The 20967-nt window shown below is 74.4% G+C and carries 21 protein-coding genes; 10 read left to right on the plus strand and 11 right to left on the minus strand.

Annotated features, from left to right (window positions below; translation table 11 throughout):
* Window positions 1-7: 7 nt before the first annotated feature.
* The gene (locus IF45_RS0122555) at window positions 8-199 is read right to left on the minus strand and encodes a hypothetical protein (protein WP_030309189.1); all 192 of its coding nucleotides are present in this window, start codon (window positions 197-199) and stop codon (window positions 8-10) included.
* Between the two features lie 351 nt (window positions 200-550).
* Here IF45_RS0122555 and IF45_RS0122560 point away from each other — a divergent pair, with 351 nt between their 5' ends.
* The 10 genes from IF45_RS0122560 to IF45_RS0122605 all read left to right on the plus strand — a co-directional run bounded on the left by IF45_RS0122560 (window position 551) and on the right by IF45_RS0122605 (window position 11294).
* Window positions 551-1999 (plus strand): MFS transporter, encoded by a 1449-nt coding sequence (locus IF45_RS0122560; protein ID WP_030309191.1) that lies wholly within the window; start codon window positions 551-553, stop codon window positions 1997-1999.
* A gap of 120 nt (window positions 2000-2119) precedes the next feature.
* Window positions 2120-3661 carry an FGGY family carbohydrate kinase gene (locus IF45_RS0122565; protein WP_030309193.1) on the plus strand — a complete coding sequence of 514 codons (1542 nt, stop codon included), beginning with the start codon at window positions 2120-2122 and terminating at the stop codon, window positions 3659-3661.
* Between the two features lie 139 nt (window positions 3662-3800).
* A complete protein-coding gene (locus IF45_RS0122570; RefSeq protein ID WP_010639334.1) occupies window positions 3801-5477 on the plus strand; it encodes a glycerol-3-phosphate dehydrogenase/oxidase in 1677 nt (558 codons plus the stop codon).
* Window positions 5474-7027, plus strand: a complete 1554-nt coding sequence (locus IF45_RS0122575) for an FAD-binding oxidoreductase (RefSeq protein WP_030309195.1) — start codon at window positions 5474-5476, stop codon at window positions 7025-7027. The genes IF45_RS0122570 and IF45_RS0122575 overlap by 4 nt, the downstream gene beginning before the upstream one ends.
* Before the next feature lie 144 nt (window positions 7028-7171).
* Window positions 7172-7765: a glycerol-3-phosphate responsive antiterminator gene (locus tag IF45_RS0122580; RefSeq protein ID WP_242536822.1), complete on the plus strand. Its 594-nt coding sequence runs from the start codon at window positions 7172-7174 to the stop codon at window positions 7763-7765.
* 6 nt (window positions 7766-7771) lie between these two features.
* Window positions 7772-8074 (plus strand): putative quinol monooxygenase, encoded by a 303-nt coding sequence (locus IF45_RS0122585; protein ID WP_030309199.1) that lies wholly within the window; start codon window positions 7772-7774, stop codon window positions 8072-8074.
* Window positions 8071-9210 (plus strand): zinc-binding dehydrogenase, encoded by a 1140-nt coding sequence (locus IF45_RS0122590; RefSeq protein WP_030309200.1) that lies wholly within the window; start codon window positions 8071-8073, stop codon window positions 9208-9210. Before IF45_RS0122585 ends, IF45_RS0122590 begins: the two co-directional genes overlap by 4 nt.
* A gap of 109 nt (window positions 9211-9319) precedes the next feature.
* Window positions 9320-9715, plus strand: a complete 396-nt coding sequence (locus tag IF45_RS0122595) for an SRPBCC family protein (RefSeq protein WP_030309202.1) — start codon at window positions 9320-9322, stop codon at window positions 9713-9715.
* Window positions 9716-9768: 53 nt separating this feature from the next.
* Entirely contained in the window at window positions 9769-10269 is a 501-nt protein-coding gene (locus IF45_RS0122600) for a DinB family protein (RefSeq protein WP_051720722.1), read from the plus strand.
* Window positions 10270-10337: 68 nt separating this feature from the next.
* On the plus strand, window positions 10338-11294 hold the full coding sequence (locus tag IF45_RS0122605) for an aminoglycoside phosphotransferase family protein (RefSeq protein WP_174905224.1): 957 nt from the start codon (window positions 10338-10340) through the stop codon (window positions 11292-11294).
* Here IF45_RS0122605 and IF45_RS0122610 read toward each other — a convergent pair.
* The 10 genes from IF45_RS0122610 to IF45_RS0122655 all read right to left on the minus strand — a co-directional run bounded on the left by IF45_RS0122610 (window position 11275) and on the right by IF45_RS0122655 (window position 20947).
* Entirely contained in the window at window positions 11275-11469 is a 195-nt protein-coding gene (locus tag IF45_RS0122610) for a hypothetical protein (RefSeq protein ID WP_008414879.1), read from the minus strand. The genes IF45_RS0122605 and IF45_RS0122610 overlap by 20 nt on opposite strands.
* Window positions 11470-11589: 120 nt before the next feature.
* Window positions 11590-12303, minus strand: coding sequence for an ABC transporter ATP-binding protein (locus IF45_RS0122615; RefSeq protein ID WP_008414877.1), 714 nt, complete (start codon window positions 12301-12303; stop codon window positions 11590-11592).
* Window positions 12296-13297: an ABC transporter ATP-binding protein gene (locus IF45_RS0122620; RefSeq protein WP_030309216.1), complete on the minus strand. Its 1002-nt coding sequence runs from the start codon at window positions 13295-13297 to the stop codon at window positions 12296-12298. Before IF45_RS0122620 ends, IF45_RS0122615 begins: the two co-directional genes overlap by 8 nt.
* Window positions 13294-14163 carry an ABC transporter permease gene (locus IF45_RS0122625; RefSeq protein WP_003946570.1) on the minus strand — a complete coding sequence of 290 codons (870 nt, stop codon included), beginning with the start codon at window positions 14161-14163 and terminating at the stop codon, window positions 13294-13296. Before IF45_RS0122625 ends, IF45_RS0122620 begins: the two co-directional genes overlap by 4 nt.
* Entirely contained in the window at window positions 14156-15121 is a 966-nt protein-coding gene (locus IF45_RS0122630; RefSeq protein ID WP_030771273.1) for an ABC transporter permease, read from the minus strand. Before IF45_RS0122630 ends, IF45_RS0122625 begins: the two co-directional genes overlap by 8 nt.
* 32 nt (window positions 15122-15153) lie before the next feature.
* Entirely contained in the window at window positions 15154-16761 is a 1608-nt protein-coding gene (locus IF45_RS0122635; RefSeq protein ID WP_030309218.1) for an ABC transporter substrate-binding protein, read from the minus strand.
* Window positions 16762-16918: 157 nt separating this feature from the next.
* The gene (locus tag IF45_RS0122640; RefSeq protein ID WP_030309220.1) at window positions 16919-18040 is read right to left on the minus strand and encodes an acyl-CoA dehydrogenase family protein; all 1122 of its coding nucleotides are present in this window, start codon (window positions 18038-18040) and stop codon (window positions 16919-16921) included.
* Window positions 18037-19221, minus strand: a complete 1185-nt coding sequence (locus tag IF45_RS0122645) for an acyl-CoA dehydrogenase family protein (protein WP_030309221.1) — start codon at window positions 19219-19221, stop codon at window positions 18037-18039. The genes IF45_RS0122640 and IF45_RS0122645 overlap by 4 nt, the downstream gene beginning before the upstream one ends.
* Window positions 19218-20186: an NADPH:quinone oxidoreductase family protein gene (locus IF45_RS0122650; RefSeq protein WP_026235381.1), complete on the minus strand. Its 969-nt coding sequence runs from the start codon at window positions 20184-20186 to the stop codon at window positions 19218-19220. Before IF45_RS0122650 ends, IF45_RS0122645 begins: the two co-directional genes overlap by 4 nt.
* Before the next feature lie 125 nt (window positions 20187-20311).
* Window positions 20312-20947: a helix-turn-helix domain-containing protein gene (locus IF45_RS0122655; RefSeq protein WP_008414868.1), complete on the minus strand. Its 636-nt coding sequence runs from the start codon at window positions 20945-20947 to the stop codon at window positions 20312-20314.
* Window positions 20948-20967 lie beyond the last annotated feature (20 nt).

Below are 20967 nucleotides of genomic sequence, written 5' to 3' on the forward strand. Positions count from 1 at the left end.
GGCCTGCTCAGGCGGCGTGCCGCCGGGCCGGCGCGGCCTCGGCGGCGGCGGCCGGCGCCGGTTCGTCCACCGGATCGGGGACCAGCCTCAGATGCCGTCCCCGGCGCCGGGGCGGGCCGAGCATCAGCTCCTCGTACCAGCCGAGCGCGAGCAGGGCGCCGAGCAGGACGGGCGGCAGCAGAACGGCGACGAGGGCCACGGTGACTCCCTGGCGATGGGGGGAGGGGTACGGGGGCGGGTATCCCCTCGCCGGGGTTTCGAACGCGACGGCGGGTGAAGAAGGCGTGCCGGTCAGGTCACAGGGAAGTCTCCCGGCCACCCCGGACGGTCGACGGTGGCCTGTTCTCGTCCCTGGCGTCATCCGGAAGATACCTTTCCGAAACCCTTGACGCCGCTCGTCCCCGCTTCTTACTGTCGCTGCGTACTTCACTGCCGCGGCTGTGACCGCGGTGTTTGGGCAGGCACAGACTCAGACCACCTGTCGGTGGTCTCGTCGTGCCTGTTTTTCTTGCTGCCGTGCCGCCGTCAGGTCTTTTTCGAAGGCGGATACATGGCACCACGTCCAAGCGTCAAAGGCGTCGCCGACGTTGTCGCGCTCATCGACTCGCTGAGCAGGATCGCCGGGCGGGCGCGCGTCATCTGGTTCCTGGTGTTCGGCGGGCTCTTCCTCGACGCGTACTCGAACGCAGCGCTGAGTGCCGGGCTCGGTCCGATGACGACGCAGATGGAGCTCAGCAGCACCCAGATATCGGTGCTCACGGCGACCGCGCCGGCCCTGGCGATCGTCTTCAATCCGGTGGGCGGCTGGCTGGCCACCCGGATCGGCCGGGTCCCCCCGCTGCTGCTCGCCAAGGTCTTCGCGGTGGCGGGCGCGCTGCTCGCCGCGTTCGCCGGGGACTTCTCCACGGTCTGGCTGGGCCGGGTGCTGGTGGGCGTCGCGTACGGCATCGACTTCGCGGTGGCGATGGCGCTGCTGGCCGAGTACACCCCGGCGAAGTTCGGCGGCCGGCTCAATCTGTGGCAGGCCGTCTGGTACACGGCGACCACCAGCAACCTGGCGCTCGCCCTGGTCTTCTTCCACCTCGACGTGGGCGCCGACATCTGGCGCTGGTCGGTCGGTTCGGCCGCCGTCGTCGCGCTGGCGCTGCTGGTGGGCCAGTGGCTGATGCTGAGCGAGAGCCCGACGTGGCTGGCGAGCAAGGGACGCCTGGAGGAGGCGGTCACCAACCTCGACCGAATCTACGGCATCAAGGCCGAGGCCGGGACGCCGGACGCGCGGACCCGGGCGGCCACCGCCGCCCCGGCCATCGGGATGCGCCAGGCGGGCGTGCTGTTCCGGGGCGAGTACTTGCCGCGCACCATCCTCTCCTCGGTGATCTCGCTGGGGCAGTCGATGCAGTACTTCGCGGTCGGCTGGTACCTGCCGGTGATCTCGCTGACGATCTTCGGGGAGAGCTTCGAGAAGGCCACCGTCGGCTCGATGGTCTTCAACGCCTTCGGCATCGCGGGCGGTCTCGCCTCGGCCTACTTCGGCCGCAAGCTCGGGCTGCGGCTCAGCTCGGCCGCCGGTTTCGCCGGGGTCTTCGTGGCGCTGCTGCTGATGGGGCTGACCTTCGGGCGGATCCCCACCGCCATGGCCTTCCTGCTGCCGGTCGCCTTCATCCTCTGCCACTCGGCGGGCCCCGGCGCCAACGGCAAGTCCATCGCGGCCCTCTCCTACAGCAGCGACGTGCGGGCACTGGGCACCGGCGTCACCGGCATGGTCGGCAGTTTCGGCAGCGTCGCCGGGCTGTACGTCTTCCCGCAGATCAAGGACTCGCTGGGGCTCGGCAACACCTTCCTGGTGCTGTCGGTGGTGCCGCTGCTCGGCCTGATCACGTGCCTCGCCATCAAGTGGGACCCGATGCGCAGCGAGGTCTCCGTCGACCAGGAGGGGCCCGCCGCGCCCGGCGCCGGCGGTTCCCACCCGGATGCCACGGCCGCCACGGCCGCGCGCTGACCCTCCCCTGCCCCGCCGCCGCACACGATGAGGCCGTCCCCCGGCCCCAGGGCGTGTCCGCAAAGTCCCGTACGGCGGCGAGGGGACCGTACCGCCGTCAAGCTCGCAAGGAAGGCCGCCATGACGCAGACGTCCAACGAAGGGGTCCGCCGGCGCGGAGTGCTGGCCATCGACGAGGGCACCACCGGGACCAGGGCCGGGGTGGTCCTCGACTCGGGCGCCGCCCACGAGGTGTTCTACCGGGCGATCAAGGTCGACCACCCGGACGATCTCTCGGTCGAACAGGACCCGCTGGAGATCTGGGACGCCACTCTGGAGGTGGCCCGCCGCGCCGTGCGCCGGGCCCACGAGGACGGCATCACCGTCACCTCGGTGGCGCTCTCCACCCAGCGGGCCACCGCGATGCTGTGGGACCGCGTGACCGGGCTGCCGCTGCTGCCGGCCGTGGTCTGGCAGGACCGGCGGTACGCGCAGGAGCTGACCGCCTACGAGGAGCGGTGGGACGCGGTGCTGCTGGCGCGGCAGGGCCGGCCGGTGGGGGCCCGCGCGCCGTTCCTGTGGGCGGCGCGGCAGATCGCGGAACACCCCGAGGTGGCGGCCGCGCACCGGGCCGGGCGGCTGGTCTTCGGCACCGTCGACACCTGGCTGATCTGGCGGCTGACCGGCGGCGCGGTGCACGCCACCACCCCGACCAACGCGGCCTCGGCCGGCGGCTACCTGCTGGAGCGGCACGCCTGGGACGAGGAGTGGATCGGCGCGCTGGGCTTCCCGCCGGAGCTGCTGCCCGAGCTGCGCTCCGACGACGCCGGGTTCGGCACCACCGACGCGGACGCCCTCGGTCTGCGGGTGCCGGTGGCCGCCTCCATGGGCGACCAGCACGCGGCGCTGGTCGCGCTCGGCGGGCTCGCCGCGGGCCAGGGCATGTGCGTCTACGGCACCGGCGCCTTCGTCGACGCGGCCACCGGCACCACCCCGGCCCTCCCGCGCCCCGACATCGCGGGCGTCCTCGCCCAGCCGGGCCGCCGGCAGGGCGAGGTGAGCCACTACAGCCTGGAGGCGTACACCTCGACGGCCGGTTCGGCGCTGCGCTGGCTCTGCGACGACCTGGGGCTGTTCGCCTCCCCGGCCGAGCTGGGCGAGGAGGCCGCGCGGGTGCCCACCCGGCCGGGCCGCACGCCGCGATTCGTCCCGGCGCTCGCGGGCGTCCGTACGCCCGCCTGGCGCCCGGAGGCGACCGCCGCGCTCAGCGGGCTGACGCTCGCCACCACCCGGGCCGACATCGCGCGGGCCGTCCTCGACGGGATCGCGCACTCGGTGTGCGACCTGATCGACGGGGTGGCCGCCACCATGGGCACCCCCTTCACCCGGCTGCGGGTCGGCGGCGGGGTCTCCTCCAGCGAGCCGCTGATGCGCATCCAGGCCGACCTGACCGGGCTGCCGCTGGAGCGGGTCGCCGACTCGGCCACCGCCAGCCTGCGCGGCACCGCCTACCTCGCCGGGGTCGCGCAGGGCCTGTGGGACTCGCTGGAGGAGGTGGTGGAGGCCCAGCCGCCCGGCGAGGTCTTCGAACCCGCCCTCGGGCCCTCCGCCCGCGAGGCCCAGCGCGCGGCGTGGCGGGCGACCCTCGCCGCGCACCTGGGGGAACCCGTGCCACCCCGCTGACCGGCGCGCGCCCGCGGCCCCTCCCCCGGCGTGCGGCGGGCGCGACGCCTCCCCTCTTTTCCGTGTACGCGCCCCGCGCGCACCCCCCACCGGTGGCCGGCACCCCGGCCGCCGTACCGCAAGACCAGGAGTTGATGTTGTGATCACCATGCCCGCCAGGAAGCCGCGGCGCGGCGCCGCGGCGACCCGCCGGACGCCGTTGCTGCTGGACCGTGCGGCGCTCAAGCGCGACCTCGCCGACGACACGTACGACGTGCTCGTCGTCGGCGGCGGGGTGACCGGCGCCTATGCCGTGCTGGACGCGGTCTCGCGGGGGCTGCGGGCCGCCCTCGTGGAGAAGGACGACTTCGCCTCGGGCACCTCCTCGAAGTCCTCGAAGATGGTGCACGGGGGGCTGCGCTACATCGAGCAGGGCAACGTCAACCTGGTGCGCCACTCGCTGCTGGAGCGGCACCGGTTCCGCCGCAACGCCCCGCACCTGGTGCACCGGCTGCCGTTCCTCTTCCCGGTCCTGGAGAAGGAAGGGGTCTTCGACGCCCGCCTCGCCAAGGGCTTCGAGGGCCTGCTGTGGACCTACGACCTGGTCGGCGGCTGGCGCATCGGCAAGCTGCACCAGCGGCTGACCGTCCCGGAGGTGCTCGCGCAGGCGCCGACGCTGCGCGCGGAGAACCTCAAGGGCGGCCTGATGTACTTCGACGCCCGCACCGACGACGCCCGCCTGGTCCTCACCCTGGTGCGGACGGCGGCGGCGCTGGGGGCGACCGTGCTCAACGGCGCCAAGGTCGACTCGCTGCTGACCCGTTCGGGCCGGGTGTGCGGCGCCCGGGTCGCCACCGGCGAGGGCGAGACGCTGGAGGTGCGGGCGCGCACGGTGGTCAACGCGACCGGGGTCTGGACCGACCAGGTCGACTCGATGGCCGACGAGGGCCACCGCCCGCAGGTCCGCCCGGCCAAGGGCGTGCACATCGTGGTGCCGTGGGAGAAGGTCCGCATCAACTGCACCGTCACCGTGCCGATACCCGGCCGGGCGCGGCGGGCGACCTGCACCCGCTGGGGCAACGCCGTGGTGCTCGGCACCACCGACGAGGACTACCAGGGCTCCGCCGACGACGTGCACTGCACCCGGCAGGAGATGGAGTTCCTGCTGGAGGGCGCCAACACCGCCTTCGAGGGGAAGCTCGGACCCCAGGACGTGGTCGGCTCCATCGGCGGGCTGCGCCCGCTGGTCGGCGGCAAGGAGGGCGCCACCCTCGACATGCGCCGCGACCACCACATCACCGTCGGCGCCTCCGGCATGGTCACCGTGACCGGCGGCAAGCTCACCACCAGCCGCCACATGGGCGAGCTGGTCGTCGACAAGGTGATGGCGCTCCTCGGCCGCAAGGGCCGCAGCCGCACGGCGAACCTGCCGCTGCTCGGCGGCGCCGGGTACGACGCGGAGGCCGTCGCCGCCTCCGGCGGCCTGGCCGCGCACCTCGGCGAGCGGTACGGCACCGAGGCCCGCTTCGTCGGCGACCTGATCGCCGAAGACCCCTCGCTGGCCGAACCGGTCGTCGCCGGCCAGCCCTACACCAAGGCCGAGGTCGTCTACGCGGCCCGCGCCGAACTGGCCCGCTCGGTCGACGACGTGCTGTCGCGCCGGACGCGGGCCCGGCTCTTCGCCCGGGACGCCTCCGCCGAGGCGGCCGCCGCCGTCGGCGCGATCCTCGGCCGCGAGCTGAACCTCACCGAGGCCGAGGTGGACCGCTCGGTCACCGCCTACCTCGACGCCGTCCAGTACGAGAAGTCCGTCCTCCTCGAAGGAGCAGCAGCATGATCAGCCGTCAGACCATCACCCACCCGTTCAACCGGGGCGACTACACCGTCGGCGCCCCCAGCCAGGCCAAGTGGGCCCGTCACACCCCCGTCGGCGACGGGCCGGCCGCGCTGCAGGGCGCGACGGTCACCGTGCCCGACCGTGTCCTCGCCGAGCTGCGGGAGGCCGCGGCGGCCGTGCACGTGGAGCGGGCCGAGGTGGTCGCCCGGACCCGGGACTGGTGGGCGGGTTCGATGATCGGGGAGACCGAGGGCCGCCCGGCCACCCCGGACGCGGTGGTCGTGGAGGCGGCCGACGCCGGCCAGGTCGCGGCCGTGCTGCGGATCTGCCACGCGGCCGGGGTGCCGGTGACGCCGTCGGCGGGCCGCTCCAACGTGACCGGGGCCGCGCTGCCGGTCTTCGGCGGCGTCGTCCTCGACGTCTGCCGGCTCGACCGCATCACCGGTTTCGACGCGGAGTCGAACGTGGTGGACGTGGAGGCCGGCATGTTCGGCGACCTCTTCGAGAAGCAGCTCCAGGAGGAGTACGGGGTGACGACGGGCCACTGGCCGTCGGCGTTCGCCGTCTCCACGGTCGGCGGCTGGATCGCCTGCCGGGGCGCGGGCCAGCTCTCCACCCGCTACGGCAAGATCGAGGACATGGTGGCCGGCGTCGACGTGGTGCACGCCGACGGCACCCGCGCCACCTACGGCGACTACGCCCGGGCGGCGGTCGGCCCCGACCTGCGCCAGCTCTTCGTCGGTTCGGAAGGCACCCTCGGCGTCATCGTCTCGGCCCGGCTCCGCGTCCACCCGCTGCCCGCCTACGCCAAGGCCGTCGCCTACGGCTTCCGCTCCTTCGCCGAGGGGCTGGACGCCTGCCGGGCGATCATGCAGCGCGGGGCGACCCCGGCGGTGCTGCGGCTCTACGACCGGCTGGAGTCGGGCACCCACTTCGGCCACCCGGAGACCAACCTGCTGCTCATCGCGGACGAGGGCGACCCGGCCCTGGTCGACGCGGGCCTCGCGGTGGCCTCCGAGGTGTGCGCGGCGAGCGGCACCGAGCTGGACGGCGAGGCGGTCTTCGCCCGCTGGCTCGACGAGCGGATGCTGGTCGGCAAGTCCTCGGACGGCTTCACCCCCGGCCCCGGCTTCGTCGCCGACACGCTGGAGATGGCGGCCTCCTGGGCGGCGCTGCCGGTCATCTACGACGAGGTGGTCGAGGCGATCGAGTCGGTGCCGGGCACCCTGGCCGCCTCCGCCCACCAGTCGCACGCCTACACCGACGGGGCGTGCGTCTACTTCTCGCTGCGGGGCGACGTGGAGCCGGCGGCGCGCCGCGACTGGTACCGCGCGGTGTGGGACGCGGCCAACGCGGTCCTCCTGCGGCACCGGGCGGCGCTCAGCCACCACCACGGCTGCGGTCTGCTGCGCGGCCCCTACCTGGCGGAATCTCTCGGCGCGGGCTTCGCCACCTTCGCCGCGGTGAAGGCGGCGCTGGACCCGGAGGGCATCCTCAACCCTGGCAAACTGGGCCTTCCCAGCCGATTCGGCACCTCGCCGCTGAGCTGAGCCAGCCGGCTCGGCACCGCCGCCACCGGGCTCTCCCGCCCCGGTGGCGGCGGCCCTCCTCGTCCCCGCAAGGCAGGCCATGTCCCCCTCCCCCCCCGTTCCGGTGCCCCGCTCGACCCCCGGCTCGTCGCGGCCCTCGCCGAGGTGCCCGTCGTCGCCTCGGTGGTGGGCACGCAGTTGCTGCGCCAGTTCCTGACCGCGCCGGCCAGGGTGTGCATCCTGGCGTCGTTCGCCGTGGGGCAGCTGCCCCAGGTGGTGCCTGCGCTGGGCCGGGCGGGCAAGACCGTCTTCGTCAACGTCGACTCCAGCCCGGGTCTGGCCCAGGGCCGGGGCGCGCTGGAGTTCCTGAAGAACATGGGCGCCCACGGCGTGGTGAGCACCCGGCTCTCGCTCATAGAGAAGGGCCGCCCGCTGGGGCTGCTGACGATGATGAAGGTCTTCGTCACCGACCGGTCCAACCTGCGCCGCAGCATGGACGCGATCGCCCGGGGCGGCCCCGACCTGGTCGAGGTCATGCCGGCGCCGATCGTGGCCCGGATGAGCCCGCAGGCGCAGCGCGCCATGTCGCCCTCGGTGGCCGCCGGTTTCGTGGAGTCCCCGGCGGACGTGGCCACCGCCCTGGCGCTCGGCTCGACCGCCGCCGCCACCTCCGATCCCCGCCTCTGGCACCTGCGCCGCGACCAGCTCCCGCCGGTCCCGGCCGCCGCCCTGAAGAGGCCCTCCGCATCCCAGGAGTGATCCCCCGTGAGTTTCACCGTAGTCGCCCGCTACCGCACGCTGCCCGGACGTGAGGACGCCGTCCTCTCCGTCCTGGACCAGGTGGCCGCCGCCTCCCGCCAGGAGCCGGGCTGCCTCGGCTACCGCGTCCACCAGGGCACCGAGGACCCGCGCGCCGTCGTCCTGTACGAGGAGTACGCCACCGAGGCGGACTTCACCGCGCACTGCGACACGCCCCACTTCCGGCAGCTGGTCCTCGGCGAGGTGGTTCCCCAGCTGGAGAGCCGCGACGTGGTGCGCTGCGCGCCGCGCCCGGAGGTGTCGGCATGAGGACCCGCGCCGTGGTCCTGCGGGAGGTCTCCACCCGCAGGCCGTACGAGCGGACGGCGCCGGTCGCCGTCGAGGAGCTGGAGCTGGGCGCGCCCCGCGAGGGGGAGCTGCGGGTGCGGATAGCCGCGGCCTCGCTCTGCCACTCGGACCTGTCGGTGGTCAACGGCGACCGGGTGCGACCGCTGCCGATGGCGCTGGGGCACGAGGCGGTCGGCGTCGTCGAGGAGACCGGGCCCGGGGTGCACCGGGTGGCGCCCGGCGACCATGTGGCGCTGGTCTTCGTACCGAGCTGCGGCTTCTGCGCGGCGTGCGCCGAGGGCCGCCCGGCCCTGTGCGCACGGGCCGCCGAGGCCAACGGCTCCGGGGGCCTGCTGCACGGCCCGCCGCTGCTCACCGACGCGGCCGGGCAGCCGGTCCACCATCAGCTGGGGGTCTCGGCGTTCTCCGAGTACGCGGTGGTCGCGCAGGAGTCGGTGGTGCCGATCCCGGCGGACGTGCCGTTCACCGTCGCCTCGATGTTCGGCTGCGCGGTGCTGACCGGCGCCGGGGCCGTCGTCAACACGGCCGCACTGCGTCCGGGCCAGAGCGCGGTCGTCTTCGGTCTGGGCGGTGTCGGGCTGGCGGCCGTGCTGGGGGCGCGGGCGGCGGGCGCCTCGGTCCGCGTCGCCGTCGACCCGGTCGCCGGGAAGCGCGAACTGGCCCTGCGGCTGGGCGCCACCCACGCCTTCACCCCCGAGGAGGCCCCGGAGGCGGTACGGGAGCTGACCGGCGGCGGGGCGGACGTGGCCGTGGAGGCGGTGGGCAGCCCTGGGGTGATGGCGGCGGCCCTGGCGGCGGTCGGCCGGGGCGGCAAGGCCGTCTCGGTGGGGCTGCCGGCGCCCGGCCGGTCGCTGGAGGTGCCGGCGCTGGCCTTCGCCGGTGAGGGCAAGAGCCTGCTCGGCTCGTACATGGGGGACGCGGTGCCGCGCCGCGACATCCCCCGCTTCCTGGGCCTGTGGCGGTCCGGGCTGATGCCGGTCGAGCTGCTGCACACCGGCACCGTGCCGCTCGGCGGCGTCAACGCCGCGCTGGAGGAGCTGGCCTCGGGCCGGGCCATCCGGCAGGTCCTCGACCCCTCGGGGATGCTCGCCGCCTGAGCCGGTCCCCGGCTGGCCGGGAGAGCCGGGGCGTGCTGTCCTCGACCTGGGGGCGGCACGACACGGAGGAGCTGGTCATGGGCGGGAGCCGGGACGGCCGAGGGGCGCTGTGGCGACCCGCACGGTGAGCCGTGCGGGTCCCGCCGCGCCGGAGACCGCGTGGGAGAGGTACGCGCGGCCCGCGCTCTGGTCGCAGTGGGCCCCGCACATCAGGCGGGTGGAGACGGACGCCGGCCGGATCGCGCCGGGGGTGCGCGGGCGGGTCTTCTCGTACGCCGGGGTGCGGGTCCGGTTCACCGTGGAGCGGGTGGACGAGGAGCAGCGGAGGTGGACGTGGCGCGTCGGGCTGGGGCCGCTGGTGCTCCGGCTCGGCCACGAGGTGACGGCCGCGCCCGGGGGCGGCAGCCGCACGCGGCTGACCGTCTCGGGCCCCCTGCCCGTCGTGGTGGTGTACCGGCCCGTGGCGGCGTGGGCGCTCGGGCGGCTGGTGGCCCCGGCGCCCTGAACGGTCCGCACCGCGCCCTTGGCACGGGCCGCCTCCCCTGTCAGCGTGTGCGCATGACGGATGCGGATGTCCTGGCCGTGACGGGTTCCGTGGCGGGTGGCGAACGCGAAGTGCTGGAGACCTTTCTCGACTACCAGCGCGGTGTCGTGCGGCGCAAGGCCGCCGGGCTGACGGAGGAGCAGGCGCGGCGTCGCCACGTCCCCTCGTCGACCACGATGGCCGGGCTGCTGAAGCACCTGGCGCTGGTCGAGGACAACTGGTTCGTACGGGTCCTGGGGCAGCAGCCCTCGGTCCTGCCCGACCCCGAGGTCTCGTTCGCCGTCGGCGAGGAGGAGACGGTCGCCGGTCTGATCGCGGCGTACGAGGCGGCCTGCGCCCGGTCACGGGAGAGCGCGGCCGGGTACCCGCTCGACCACGTGGTGCCGCACGCCTGGCTGGGCCAGGTGTCGCTGCGCTGGATTCTCACGCACATGATCGAGGAGACCGCCCGGCACGCGGGACACGCGGACATCCTCCGGGAACTCACCGACGGCACGACCGGGACCGTCGGATGACCCCGAACCGGCCCCACAACAGCGGCCGTTCGCCGCTCCGGAGCCCGGCGCCGGTCTATCGTGACCGCGTGATCACCCTTCCTCCCGACTTCGTCCGGACCACCGTGGCCCGCGAGGGCGACACCGGCGCCGCCTGGCTCGCCGGGCTGCCGGCGACCGTGGCGGAACTCCTGGAGCGCTGGGAGTGCGTGCCGGAGGGTGAGGTGCTGCACGGCGGGGTCGGCCTGGTGGTCCCGGTGCGGAGGGCGGCGGGTGGTGCGCCCGGCGTGATCAAGGTGTCGTTCCCGCACCCGGGCAACGTCCACGAACCGGACGCCTTCACCGTCTGGGGCGGGCACGGGGCGGTACTGCTCCACGAGCGGGACGACGCGCGGTACGCGATGCTGCTGGAACGCGCCGGAGCGTCGAGCCTCGCCGAGGTCGCCGACGGGGACGAGGTGGCCGAGGTCGCGGGGGTGCTGAGCCACCGGCTGGCCGTCCCGGCCCCGCCCGGCCTGCCCCTGTTGCGGGACCGCGCCGCCGGCTGGGAGGCGCGACTGCTCAAGGACGCGGCCGAGATGCCGCACGCGCTGCCCGGCCACACGCTGGACGCCGCCCTGGCGACCGTACGGGAGGCGGCACGGTACCGGCCGGCCACCATGGTCCACGGGGACCTGCACCCCCGGAACATCCTGCGCGCCGACCGCGAACCCTGGCTGGCCGTCGACCCGAAGGGCCTGGCGGGCGACCCGGCGTACGACGGCGGCACCCTGCTCAAGACGCGCACCCCGGTCCTGCTCTCCTCGGCCGACCCCCTCAAGGACGCCCACCGCACCCTCGCCGTCTTCGCGGAGGCCGCCGGCCTCGACCGCGACCGGGTGACACGCTGGGCTCAACTGCTGCACGTCGAGGCGTTGTTCTGGGGACGCCGCCATGGATTCCGGAGGGCGAGGGGCGGGCCTGAGCTGGACCGGCTGGCGGGGTTCGCGGAGTGGCTCGCGGAACGGCTGGTGGCGCGGACGGGGTCTACCTGCCCACCCCGTTGATCATGTTGGCGGTGGAGACCAGGGTGTGGTGGATGGTCGGGGCGGCGGAGGTTCCGGCGAGGAGGAAGCCGAGGAGGACGCAGATGATCGCGTGCGAGGTCTTCAGTCCGCCGCTGCGGATGAAGATCACCGCCAGGATCAGGAGCAGCAGCGCCACGGAAACGGTAATCGCCATCGGAAGTCTCCTCACCGCCACGCCGACTCCGTGGCTGTCGGCGGCCAGTGTGGCGCGCGGTGAGCGGCGGGCCGGTGAACGGCATGGCCGCCGTCCGGGTGACTGACGATCCGTGACCGGTCAGCGTACCGAGGGTGACTGTTCGGCCGGGGGCTTGGCGGTGGCCAAGCCGTCGTGGCGGGAGCCGAGTTCGGACCATTCGACGGTGCGGTCGCACCAGCGGTCGAGCAGCACCCGGTCGTGTCCGACGGCGAGCAGCGCGGCGCCGGTCTCGCGGCGGTACTCCTCGACGACGCCGACCAGGGCGGCGGTGGTGGAGGCGTCGAGCATGGCGGTCATCTCGTCGCAGACGAGGTAGCGCGGGCGGAGAATCAACGCGCGGGCGAGGCAGGCGCGTTGGAGCTGGCCGTCGCTGACCTCGTGGGGGCGGCGGCCGAGCAGGTCGCTTCCGAGGCCGACCGTGTCGGCCGTCTCGGCGGCCTTGTCGGCAGCGCCCTCCGGGCGGCCGGTGGCGCGCAGGGGTTCGGCGATGAGGTCGGCGAGGCGCAGGCGGGGGTCGGCGGACTGGCGGGGCTGCTGGAAGACGACGCCGAAGGCGGTGCGCTGTGCGCGTGGGGCGCGGTGGCGGTAACCCCGGGCCGGTTCGCCGTCGATGACGACGCGGCCGGAGTCGGGCCGGTGGAGCAGGGCGGCGACGCGGGCGAGGGTGGACTTGCCGCAGCCGCTGGGGCCGAGGAGGCCGACGGCCTCGCCGGGGGCGAGGGTGAGGGTGACGTCGCGGACGACGGGGGCGCGACGGTCGTATCCGGCGGTGAGGGAGAGGAGTTCAAGCACCGGGTGCCTCCGCGGCCTGGGGTGGGTGGACGAGGTCGGCGGGGGCCGTGTGGGGGTGGTGGCAGGCGAGTCCGCCGGTGAGGGGCGGCTGCGTCGCGCAGGCGGTGTCGGCGTGGGCGCAGCGGGCGGCGAAGGCGCAGCCCGCGGGCAGTGCGGCGAGTTCGGGCGGGCGCCCGGGGACGGGGCGGAAGGCCCGTTCGGGGAGGGCGTCGAGGAGACCGCGTGCGTAGGGGTGGCGGGGGCCCGGGGTGCCGAAGAAGGCGTCGGCTTCGGCGATCTCGACGAGGCGTCCGGCGTACATGACGGCGACCCGGTCGGCGATGCGGGCGGCGGCCGCCAGGTCGTGGGTGATCATCAGCAGGGCGCGGGTGGCGCCGGTGTGGCGGCGGAGTTCGTCGACGGTGCGGTCGACCAGGTCGCGGTCGAGGCCGGTGGTGGGTTCGTCGGCGAGGAGCAGCGGGGCGTCGCCGACGAGGGCGAGCGCGGTGGCGGCACGCTGGGCGAGGCCGCCGGAGAGTTCGTGGGGGTGCCGGTCGAGGTGGCCCGCGGGGAAGGAGACGCGGGCGGCGGCGGCCTCGGTGGCGGTGCGCAGGGCGTCGCGGCCCCGGGTGCCGGTGAGGCGGCGGACGGTCTCGGTGAGGTGGGCGCGGACGGTGCGGACCGGGGTGAGGTGGGCGGCGGGGCTCTGCGGGACGAGGCCGACGCGGCGGCCGCGTACGGTGCGGGCGAGGATGGCCTCGTCGGCGGCGATCAGGTCGGTGGCGGGGTCGTCGCCGGCCCCGGCGAGCAGGGCGGACCCGGCGGTCTCGGCGTTGCCGGGGAGCAGGCCGAGCAGGGCGGAGGCGAGGACGGACTTGCCGCAGCCGCTCTCCCCGACGAGGGCGAGGCACTCCCCCGCGGCGAGGTCGAAGGAGACGTCGGTGACGGCGCGGACGGGGGCGCTCTCGCGCATCCGGAACCGCACGGTGAGGCCGCGTACGGACAGGACGGTCACAGCATCAGCTCCGATCGGCGCCGGGGGTTGAGCCGTTCGCGCCAGGCTCCGGCGAGCCCGGCGATGGCGAGGGTCGGCACGATGATGAACAGGCCCGGGAAGAGCGTGGGCCACCAGTCACCGGCGAGCAGGGTGCCGCGGGCGCTCTGCACGAGGGTGCCGAGGCTGGCCTGGTGGGTGGGCAGGCCCAGCCCCAGGAAGGAGAGGGCCGATTCGTGCCAGATGGCGTGCGGGATCATCAGGACGGCGGCCAGTCCGGCCTGCGGGAGGACGCCGGGGATCAGGTGGCGGCGGGCGAGCCTGAGGCGGGAGGCGCCGCCGGAGACGGCGGCGTCGATGTAGGGGCGGGCGCGCAGGGAGAGGATCTCGGCGCGGACGATGCGGGCGGTGGAGACCCAGTGGGTGAGGCCGACGGAGACGACGACGGGCCACACCCCGGGGCGGAAGAGGGCGACAATGAAGATGCCCAGGAGGAGGTGGGGGACGGAGGAGAAGGCGTCGACGCAGCGCATGACGAGCCGGTCGGTCCAGCCGCCGAGGGCGCCGGCGGCCGCGCCGACGGCGGTGCCGAGGACGGTGGCGACGAGGGCGGCGACGACGCCGACGAGGAGGGAGACCCGTAGGCCGTAGACGCAGCGCAGGAGCAGGTCCCGGCCGACGTCGTCGGTGCCGAAGGGGTGGTCGAGGGAGGGCGGAAGGAGTTTCGCGCCGAGGTCGACGGCCTGTTCGTCGAGGCCCACCAGGGGCGGGACGAGGAGGACGGCGAGGACGAAGCCGGCGACGAGGGTGGCGCTGATCCGCAGTTTCCAGGTGCGGGCGGTGCGGGCGACGCGGCCGGGGGCGGTGGGCAGGGCAAGGTCAGCCATCGAAGCCCACTCTCGGGTCGGCGAGGCCGTACAGCAGGTCGGCGACGAGGTTACCGAGCAGGACGGCGGCGGTGGCGAGGACGGTGGTGGCGGCGAGCAGCGGGAAGTCGACGGCGGTGGCGGCCTGCACGGTGGCGGCGGCGATGCCGGGCCAGCTGAAGACGGTCTCCACCAGCAGGGCGCCGGTGATGAGTTCGGGGACGCGCGAGCCGATGAGGGTGAGGACGGGGAGCAGTCCGGAGCGCAGCGCGTGGCCGAGGAGCACGGTGTGCTCGGCCAGGCCCCGGGCGCGGGCGCCGCGTACCGGGTCCTCGTCGAGGGCGTCGCCGACGCCCTGGCGGACGTAGAGGGCGAACCACGGGAGCTGGGAGGCGGCCAGGACGGCGGCGGGCAGGATCACGTGCGTGGTGAGCTGCCCGGCGGTGACGGTGGTGCTGCCGGTGTCGGTGAGGCCGCCGGCCGGGAGCCAGCCGAGCTGGAGGGCGAAGAGCCAGACGGCGAGCAGGCCGAGCCAGAAGGTGGGCGCGGCCTCCAGGGTGTACGCGAGGGAGGTGACGGCCCGGTCGACGAGGGAGCCCCGGCGGCGGGCGGCGAGGACACCGAGGGTGGTGCCGGCGAGGACCGCCACGACGAAGGCGAGGGCGGCCAGCAGGACCGACCAGCCGATGCGTTCGGCGATGACGTCGGCGACGGGCTGGCGCATCACGGCGGAGTGGCCGAGGTCTCCGGTGAGCGCGCCGGTGATCCACTCCCACCAGCGGACGGCGAGCGGCTGGTCGACGCCGAGGTTGGCGCGGAGCTGGTCGAGGTTCTCCTGCGAGGCGGTGAGTCCGGCGGTCCCGGCGTACGCCTTGACGGGGTCGAACGGGGAGGCGTCGGCGACGGCGAAGACGGCGAAGGTGACGGCCAGCAGGACGGGCACGGCGAAGAGCAGCCGCCGCCCCGTCATGCGCGCCATGGGTATCCAGGGCAGGCCGGGCCGGGCCTTGTTCACTTGGCGGGCTTCCAGTCCTCGACGTTCCACCAGGGGCCGGAGGCGAGGCCGTGGTCGTGGGGTTCGACCTGGGTGGTGAGGGTGCCGAAGCGCTTGTCGACGACGTAGACGTGGTCGATGTGGGTGAGGAAGGTGTAGCCGGGGTTCTTCACCAGTTCGCGCTGGACGGTGTCGTAGGCGGCCTGGCGGTCGGTGTGCTCCCCGCTGCGGCGGCCCTTCTCCAGGGCCTTGTCGACGGCCGGGTTGTCGTAGTGGGCCATGTTGTTGAAGCCGTCCCCTGCGAGGGAGGACTTGAGCAGGGTGTACTGGTCGAAGTCGGGGTCGGCCGGGGAGCCGCCGCCGGCGAGGACGGCGTCCTTGGGCATGCGGGGCTGGATGACCTCCCAGGTGCCGGCCTGGACCTTGACCTCGACGCCGAGCTTCTTGGCGTCGGAGGCGTAGGAGAGGGCGTGGTCCTGGCGGAGCTTGTCGCCGGAGAGGTACCAGAGCGGGAAGGCGGCGCGGACGCCGTCCTTGGCGCGGACGCCGTCCTTGCCCTTCTTCCAGCCGGCCTCGTCGAGGAGATCGGCGGCGGCCTTCAGGTCGTGGGCGCGTTCGGTGCCTTCGGTGAACCAGGGGCTGTCGGTGGGGACGGGCCCGTAGGCGGGCTTTCCGGCGCCGTCGAGGATGGAGTCGACCATGGCCTCGCGGTCGACGGCGAGGTCGAGGGCGCGGCGGATGTCGGTGTCGCCGGTGACCTTGTTGCCGGTGGGCAGGGTGACGACGCGGTAGTCGAAGCTCTTGGCGGCGTAGGTGGCGGTGTTCCCGTCCTTGAACGCCTTGGCGAGGTTGGGCGGGAGGATGGCGCCGTCGAGGTCGCCGGAGCGCAGCCGGGTGGCGCGCACGTCGTCGTCCTTGATGATGGCCATGGTGAAGTTCTTGATCTTCGGCGCACCGCCCCAGTAGTCGGGGTTGGCCTTGAAGGTGAGCTTCTCGCCCTTGGACCAGCCGACCAGTTCGTAGGGGCCGGTGCCGATCGGCTTCGTGGTGAAGTCGCCGGTGTTGACGTCCTGTTCGCCGGCGATGTGGGCGGGGGCGATGGGCAGGACGGTGCGCTCGGCGAAGGGCGCGTAGGGGTACTTGAGGTGGAAGACGACGGTGTGGTCGCCCTTGGCCTCGACGCTCTCGACGGCGTCGAGTTCGGTGCGGCTGGCGTTGTTGGTCTTCGGGTCGAGGATCGTCTCGTAGGTGAAGACCACGTCGCGGGCGGTGAAGGGCTTGCCGTCGGTGAAGGTGACGCCCTCGCGGAGCTGGAAGGTGTAGGTGCGGCCGTCCTCGGAGATCTCGGGGAGCTCGGTGGCGAGGGCGGGCTGGAGGTCGAGCTTCTCGTCGTGGGTGAGGAGCCCGTCGAAGATCTTGGAGTTGCCGTCCTTGCCGTAGCCGAGGAGAGGGCTGAGGCTGTCCGGTTCGTAGGCGATGCCGACGACTGCGGTGCCGGTGGCGGAGCCCTTGGCGTCGGTGCCGCCACCGGGGGCGGAGCAGGAGGTGGCGGCGACGGTGAGGGCCGCGGTCGCCGCGAGGGTTCCGGCCAGACGTACGGGTCGGCGGTCGGTCCTGCTCGTCATGCGCATTCCACCCCAGGTCGTGGACCCTTTTGAAGATCCTCGGTTATTGCGTCCGATGCGCAATTATGCATGAGCGGCACGAGGACCGAAACGCCCGGCCCACCTGGGGTTTTCGGTGAGCCGGGCGGTACGCCGGGGGGCGGGGCGGGTGGTCGGTTCAGGGCGCGGGCAGCTCCGCGAGGCGGGCGACCTCCTGGCCGTGGCGCCCGGCGCCGCCGAAGGCGACGGAGTCGCCCTTGGCCCGCTTGAGGTAGAGGTGGACCGGGTGTTCCCAGGTCATGCCGATCCCGCCGTGGAGCTGCAACGCCTCCTCGGCGGCGCGGACCGCGACCGGCGAGGCGTACACCTGGGCGACGGCGACGGCGAGTTGCGCCTCGGCGGGGCCGCCCTCGCCGGTGGCGAGGAGGTCGGCGGCGGCGGTCGCGGCCGGGCGGATGCCCGCGACGTCCAGCCAGAGCTGGGCGAGGCGGTGCTTGAGCGCCTGGAAGGAGCCGAGCGGCCGGTTGAACTGGTGGCGGTCCTTCAGGTGCCGGACGGTCTCGGTCAGGCACCATTCGGCGAGGCCCAGCTGCTCGCTCGCCAGCAATCCGGCGCCGGAGAGCAGCCCGGCCCGTACGGCGGGGGCGGCGTCGGCGGCCGGGGCGAGCAGGGTGCCTCGGGCGCCGTCCAGCTGTACGGCGGCGAGCGGGCGGGTCAGGTCGAGGGCGGTGAGCGGGGTGACCGTCACACCCGGCGCGCCGGCCGGGACGGCGTACAGCCCCGAGTCGGCGGCGACCAGCAGCACGTCGGCCCCGGCGGCGTCGGCGACGGAGCGGACGGTGCCGTGCAGTCCGCCGCCGTCGGTGGTGACCTCGGGCAGCGGGTCGCCCGGGGCGGTGGTGAGCGGGACGGCGAGGACGGCGACGGTCGAACCGGCGGCCACCTCCGCGAGCAGGGCCGAGACCTCGGCGGTGCGCTCCGGGAGGGCGAGCAGCGTGGCCGGGGTGACGACGGCTCCGGTCAGGTAGGGCACGGACGCCACCGCGCGGCCCAGCTCCTCCACCACGACGGCGGCTTCCCGGTGGCCCGCGCCCTGGCCGCCGTCGGCCTCGGGGACGAGCAGCCCGGCCAGGCCCATGGAGCCGGTGAGGGTCTTCCACAGCTCGCGGTCGTACGGGGCGCCGCTCTCGGCGCGGGCCAGCACCCGGTCGGCGGCCGAGTGGGTGGTGAGCAGGGAACGGACGGCGGCCCGCAGGTCGTCCTCGGTCTCGGTGGCGAGCAGGGAGGGGGTGGCGCTCATCGGGCGAGGTCCTTCCAGGCGACGTCCTTGTCGGTACGCGGTTCGGTGGGCAGCCCGAGGACGCGTTCGGCGACGATGTTCAGCAGCACCTCGCTGGTCCCGCCCTCGATGCTGTTGCCCTTGGAGCGCAGGTAGCGGTAGCCGGGGCCGCGGCCGGTGAAGTCGACCAGTTCGGGGCGGCGCATGGTCCAGTCGTCGTACAACAGGCCCTCGTCGCCGAGGAGTTCCACCTCCAGGCCGCTGATCTGCTGATTGAGGCGGGCGAAGGAGAGCTTGAGGCCGCTGCCCTCGGGGCCCGGCTGGCCCACGGCGAGCTGCTGGCGCAGGCGTTCGCCGGTGAGGCGGGCCACCTCGGCGTCCACCCAGAGCGTGACGAGCCGCTGATGCAGGGCGTGGGTGCGCAGTTCCGGGCGCTCGCGCCAGGTGCGGGCGAGCGGCGCGATCATGCCGCTCTCGCGCCCGCCGGTACTGCCGCCGATGGAGACACGCTCGTTCATCAGCGTGGTGCGGGCGACCTGCCAGCCCTCGCCCACCTCGCCGAGGCGGTGGGCGTCGGGGATGCGGACATCGGTCAGGAAGACCTCGTTGAACTCGGCCTCGCCGGTGATCTGGCGCAGCGGCCGCACCTCGACGCCGGGGTCGGTCATGTCGCAGAGGAAGTAGGTGATGCCCCGGTGCTTGGGCTGCGCGGGGTCGGTACGGGCGATGAGGATGGCCCAGCGGGCGAGGTGGGCGCTGGAGGTCCACACCTTCTGGCCGGTCACGGTCCACACGCCGTCGTCACCGAGGACGGCGCGGGTGGAGAGCGCGGCGAGGTCGGAGCCGGCCCCCGGTTCACTGAAGAGCTGGCACCAGACCTCCTCGCCGAGCCAGAGCGGCCGCAGGAAGCGGCGCTTCTGCTCCTCGGTGCCGTAGGCCAGGATGGTCGGCGCGGCCATGCCCAGGCCGATGCCGATCCGCCGGGGGTCGTTGTCCGGGGCGCCGGCGGCGGCCAGTTCGGCGTCGACCGCCGACTGGAGGCTGCGGGCGGCGCCGAGGCCGCCGAGCCCCTCCGGGTAGTGGACCCAGGCCAGTCCCGCGTCGAAGCGGGCGGCGAGGAAGTCGGCCCGGGAGGTGGTGGCGGGCGGACGGTCGGCGAGCAGGGCGCGGGTACGGGCGCGGAGGTCGTCGGCGTCGGTCATGCGGCCGCTCCTTCCGGGAGGACGACGAGGCGTCCGGTGGTGGTGCCGTCGGCGACCCGCTGGACGGCGTCGGCGGCCTCGGCGAGCGGGACGCGGCCGCTGACCAGGGGCTTGACGGCGCCCTTGGCGGCGAGTTCGGTGAGGGCGGCGTGGCAGGCGCCGATGGAGGCGGGGTCCTTGACGGCGTACAGGCCCCAGTGGAGGCCGAGGATCGAGTAGTTCTTCACCAGGGCGTGGTTGAGGGCGGGGGCGGGGATGGTGCCGCTGGCGAAGCCGACGACGATGATCCGCCCTTCGAAGGCGACGCACTTGGCGGACTTGGTGTAGGCGTCGCCGCCGACCGGGTCGTAGACCACGTCGGCGCCCTTGCCGCCGGTGGCCTCCTTGACGGCGGCGACCAGGTCGTCCTCGCGGCGGTCGATGACCAGGTCGCAGCCGAGTTCCTGCGCGACGCGGGCCTTGTCGGCCCCGCCGACGACGCCGATGACGCGGGCGCCCGCGGCCTTGCCGAGCTGGACGGCGGCACTGCCGACGCCGCCCGCGGCGGCGTGCACCAGGAGGGTCTCGCCGGCCTGGAGGTGCGCCCTGCGGTGCAGCCCGAACCAGCCGGTCTGGTAGCCGATGTGCAGGGCGGCGGCCTCGGCGTCGTCGAGGGCGTCGGGGGCGGGCAGCAGCCCGGCCTCGTCGGCCAGGGCGTACTCGGCGAAGCCGCCGTGCGGCAGGGCGGTGGTGGCGAGCACCCGGCGCCCGTCCTCGGTCTCGCCGCAGATCTCCACACCCGGGGTGAAGGGGAGCGGCGGGCGGACCTGGTACTGGCCCCGGCAGAGCAGGGCGTCGGGGAAGTTGACGTCGGCGGCCCGGACCTTGAGGCGGACCTGGCCGGGGCCCGGCTCGGGGCGGGCGGTGTCGGCCAGGCTCATCACCTCGCGGGGCTCACCGTTCCGGTGCACTTGCCATGCCTGCATTGCGGGCCTCCACTGCGGTACGTGTCGCGGGTCTGGGTCCGGCACACCGGACTCCGCCGCATACTAAGCGGTCGCTTGGCCCAGGGGAACCGTTCTCGCCCATCGATCACCGGCCGGGACGCACCTCACCGCGCCGACTTCGGCCGCGCCCGCACGTGCATCCGCTCCCCCTGCGGGCCGAAGAGGCTGAGGACCTCGGCCGGGTGGTCGCCGATGGCACCGAACCAGTGCGGCAGGCGGGTGTCGAACTCGGCGGCCTCCCCCTCCCCCAGTTCGAAGTCGTGCTCGCCGAGGAGCAGCCGGAGCCGGCCGGAGATCACGTACAGCCACTCGTACCCCTCGTGGGTGCGCTGTTCCTCGACGGGGTCGCACCCCTCCCCCGGGCGCAGCACCCACTTGAACGCCTGGAGGCCGCCGGGGCGGCGGCTGAGCGGGATGACGGTGCGGTTGCCCTGTTCGATGGGTTCCAGGCGGACCCTCGGGTCGCCTGCCGGAGGGGCGCCGACCAGGCGGTCGAGGGGGACGTCGTGGGCGGCGGCGATGGGCAGCAGCAGCTCCAGGCTGGGACGCCGGTTGCCGGACTCCAGGCGGGAGAGCGTGCTGACGGAGATGCCGGTGGCGGCGGAGAGCCCGGCGAGGGTGGCGCCCCGCTCCTTGCGCAGGGCGCGCAGCCGCGGGCCGACCCCGGCGAGGACGGTGTCGGTGTCGGCCGGGGGCGGGGTGGGCTCGGGCAGGGCGGGGCGGTGCGCGCGGGGGCTCATGGAGCCATGGTGCCGTATCG

Origin of the sequence: Streptomyces albidoflavus, from assembly GCF_000719955.1 — a bacterium.
GTDB lineage: Bacteria > Actinomycetota > Actinomycetes > Streptomycetales > Streptomycetaceae > Streptomyces > Streptomyces albidoflavus.

Excerpts from the sequence above, each read along its gene's own strand:
- IF45_RS0122560 (WP_030309191.1), top strand. The coding sequence starts at position 551 with ATGGCACCACGTCCAAGCGTCAAAGGCGTCGCCGACGTTGTCGCGCTC.
- IF45_RS0122565 (WP_030309193.1), top strand. The coding sequence starts at position 2,120 with ATGACGCAGACGTCCAACGAAGGGGTCCGCCGGCGCGGAGTGCTGGCC.
- IF45_RS0122575 (WP_030309195.1), top strand. The coding sequence starts at position 5,474 with ATGATCAGCCGTCAGACCATCACCCACCCGTTCAACCGGGGCGACTAC.
- IF45_RS0122590 (WP_030309200.1), top strand. The coding sequence starts at position 8,071 with ATGAGGACCCGCGCCGTGGTCCTGCGGGAGGTCTCCACCCGCAGGCCG.
- IF45_RS0122600 (WP_051720722.1), top strand. The coding sequence starts at position 9,769 with ATGACGGATGCGGATGTCCTGGCCGTGACGGGTTCCGTGGCGGGTGGC.
- IF45_RS0122610 (WP_008414879.1), bottom strand. The coding sequence starts at position 11,469 with ATGGCGATTACCGTTTCCGTGGCGCTGCTGCTCCTGATCCTGGCGGTG.
- IF45_RS0122625 (WP_003946570.1), bottom strand. The coding sequence starts at position 14,163 with ATGGCTGACCTTGCCCTGCCCACCGCCCCCGGCCGCGTCGCCCGCACC.
- IF45_RS0122630 (WP_030771273.1), bottom strand. The coding sequence starts at position 15,121 with ATGGCGCGCATGACGGGGCGGCGGCTGCTCTTCGCCGTGCCCGTCCTG.
- IF45_RS0122635 (WP_030309218.1), bottom strand. The coding sequence starts at position 16,761 with ATGACGAGCAGGACCGACCGCCGACCCGTACGTCTGGCCGGAACCCTC.
- IF45_RS0122640 (WP_030309220.1), bottom strand. The coding sequence starts at position 18,040 with ATGAGCGCCACCCCCTCCCTGCTCGCCACCGAGACCGAGGACGACCTG.
- IF45_RS0122645 (WP_030309221.1), bottom strand. The coding sequence starts at position 19,221 with ATGACCGACGCCGACGACCTCCGCGCCCGTACCCGCGCCCTGCTCGCC.
- IF45_RS0122650 (WP_026235381.1), bottom strand. The coding sequence starts at position 20,186 with ATGCAGGCATGGCAAGTGCACCGGAACGGTGAGCCCCGCGAGGTGATG.
- IF45_RS0122655 (WP_008414868.1), bottom strand. The coding sequence starts at position 20,947 with ATGAGCCCCCGCGCGCACCGCCCCGCCCTGCCCGAGCCCACCCCGCCC.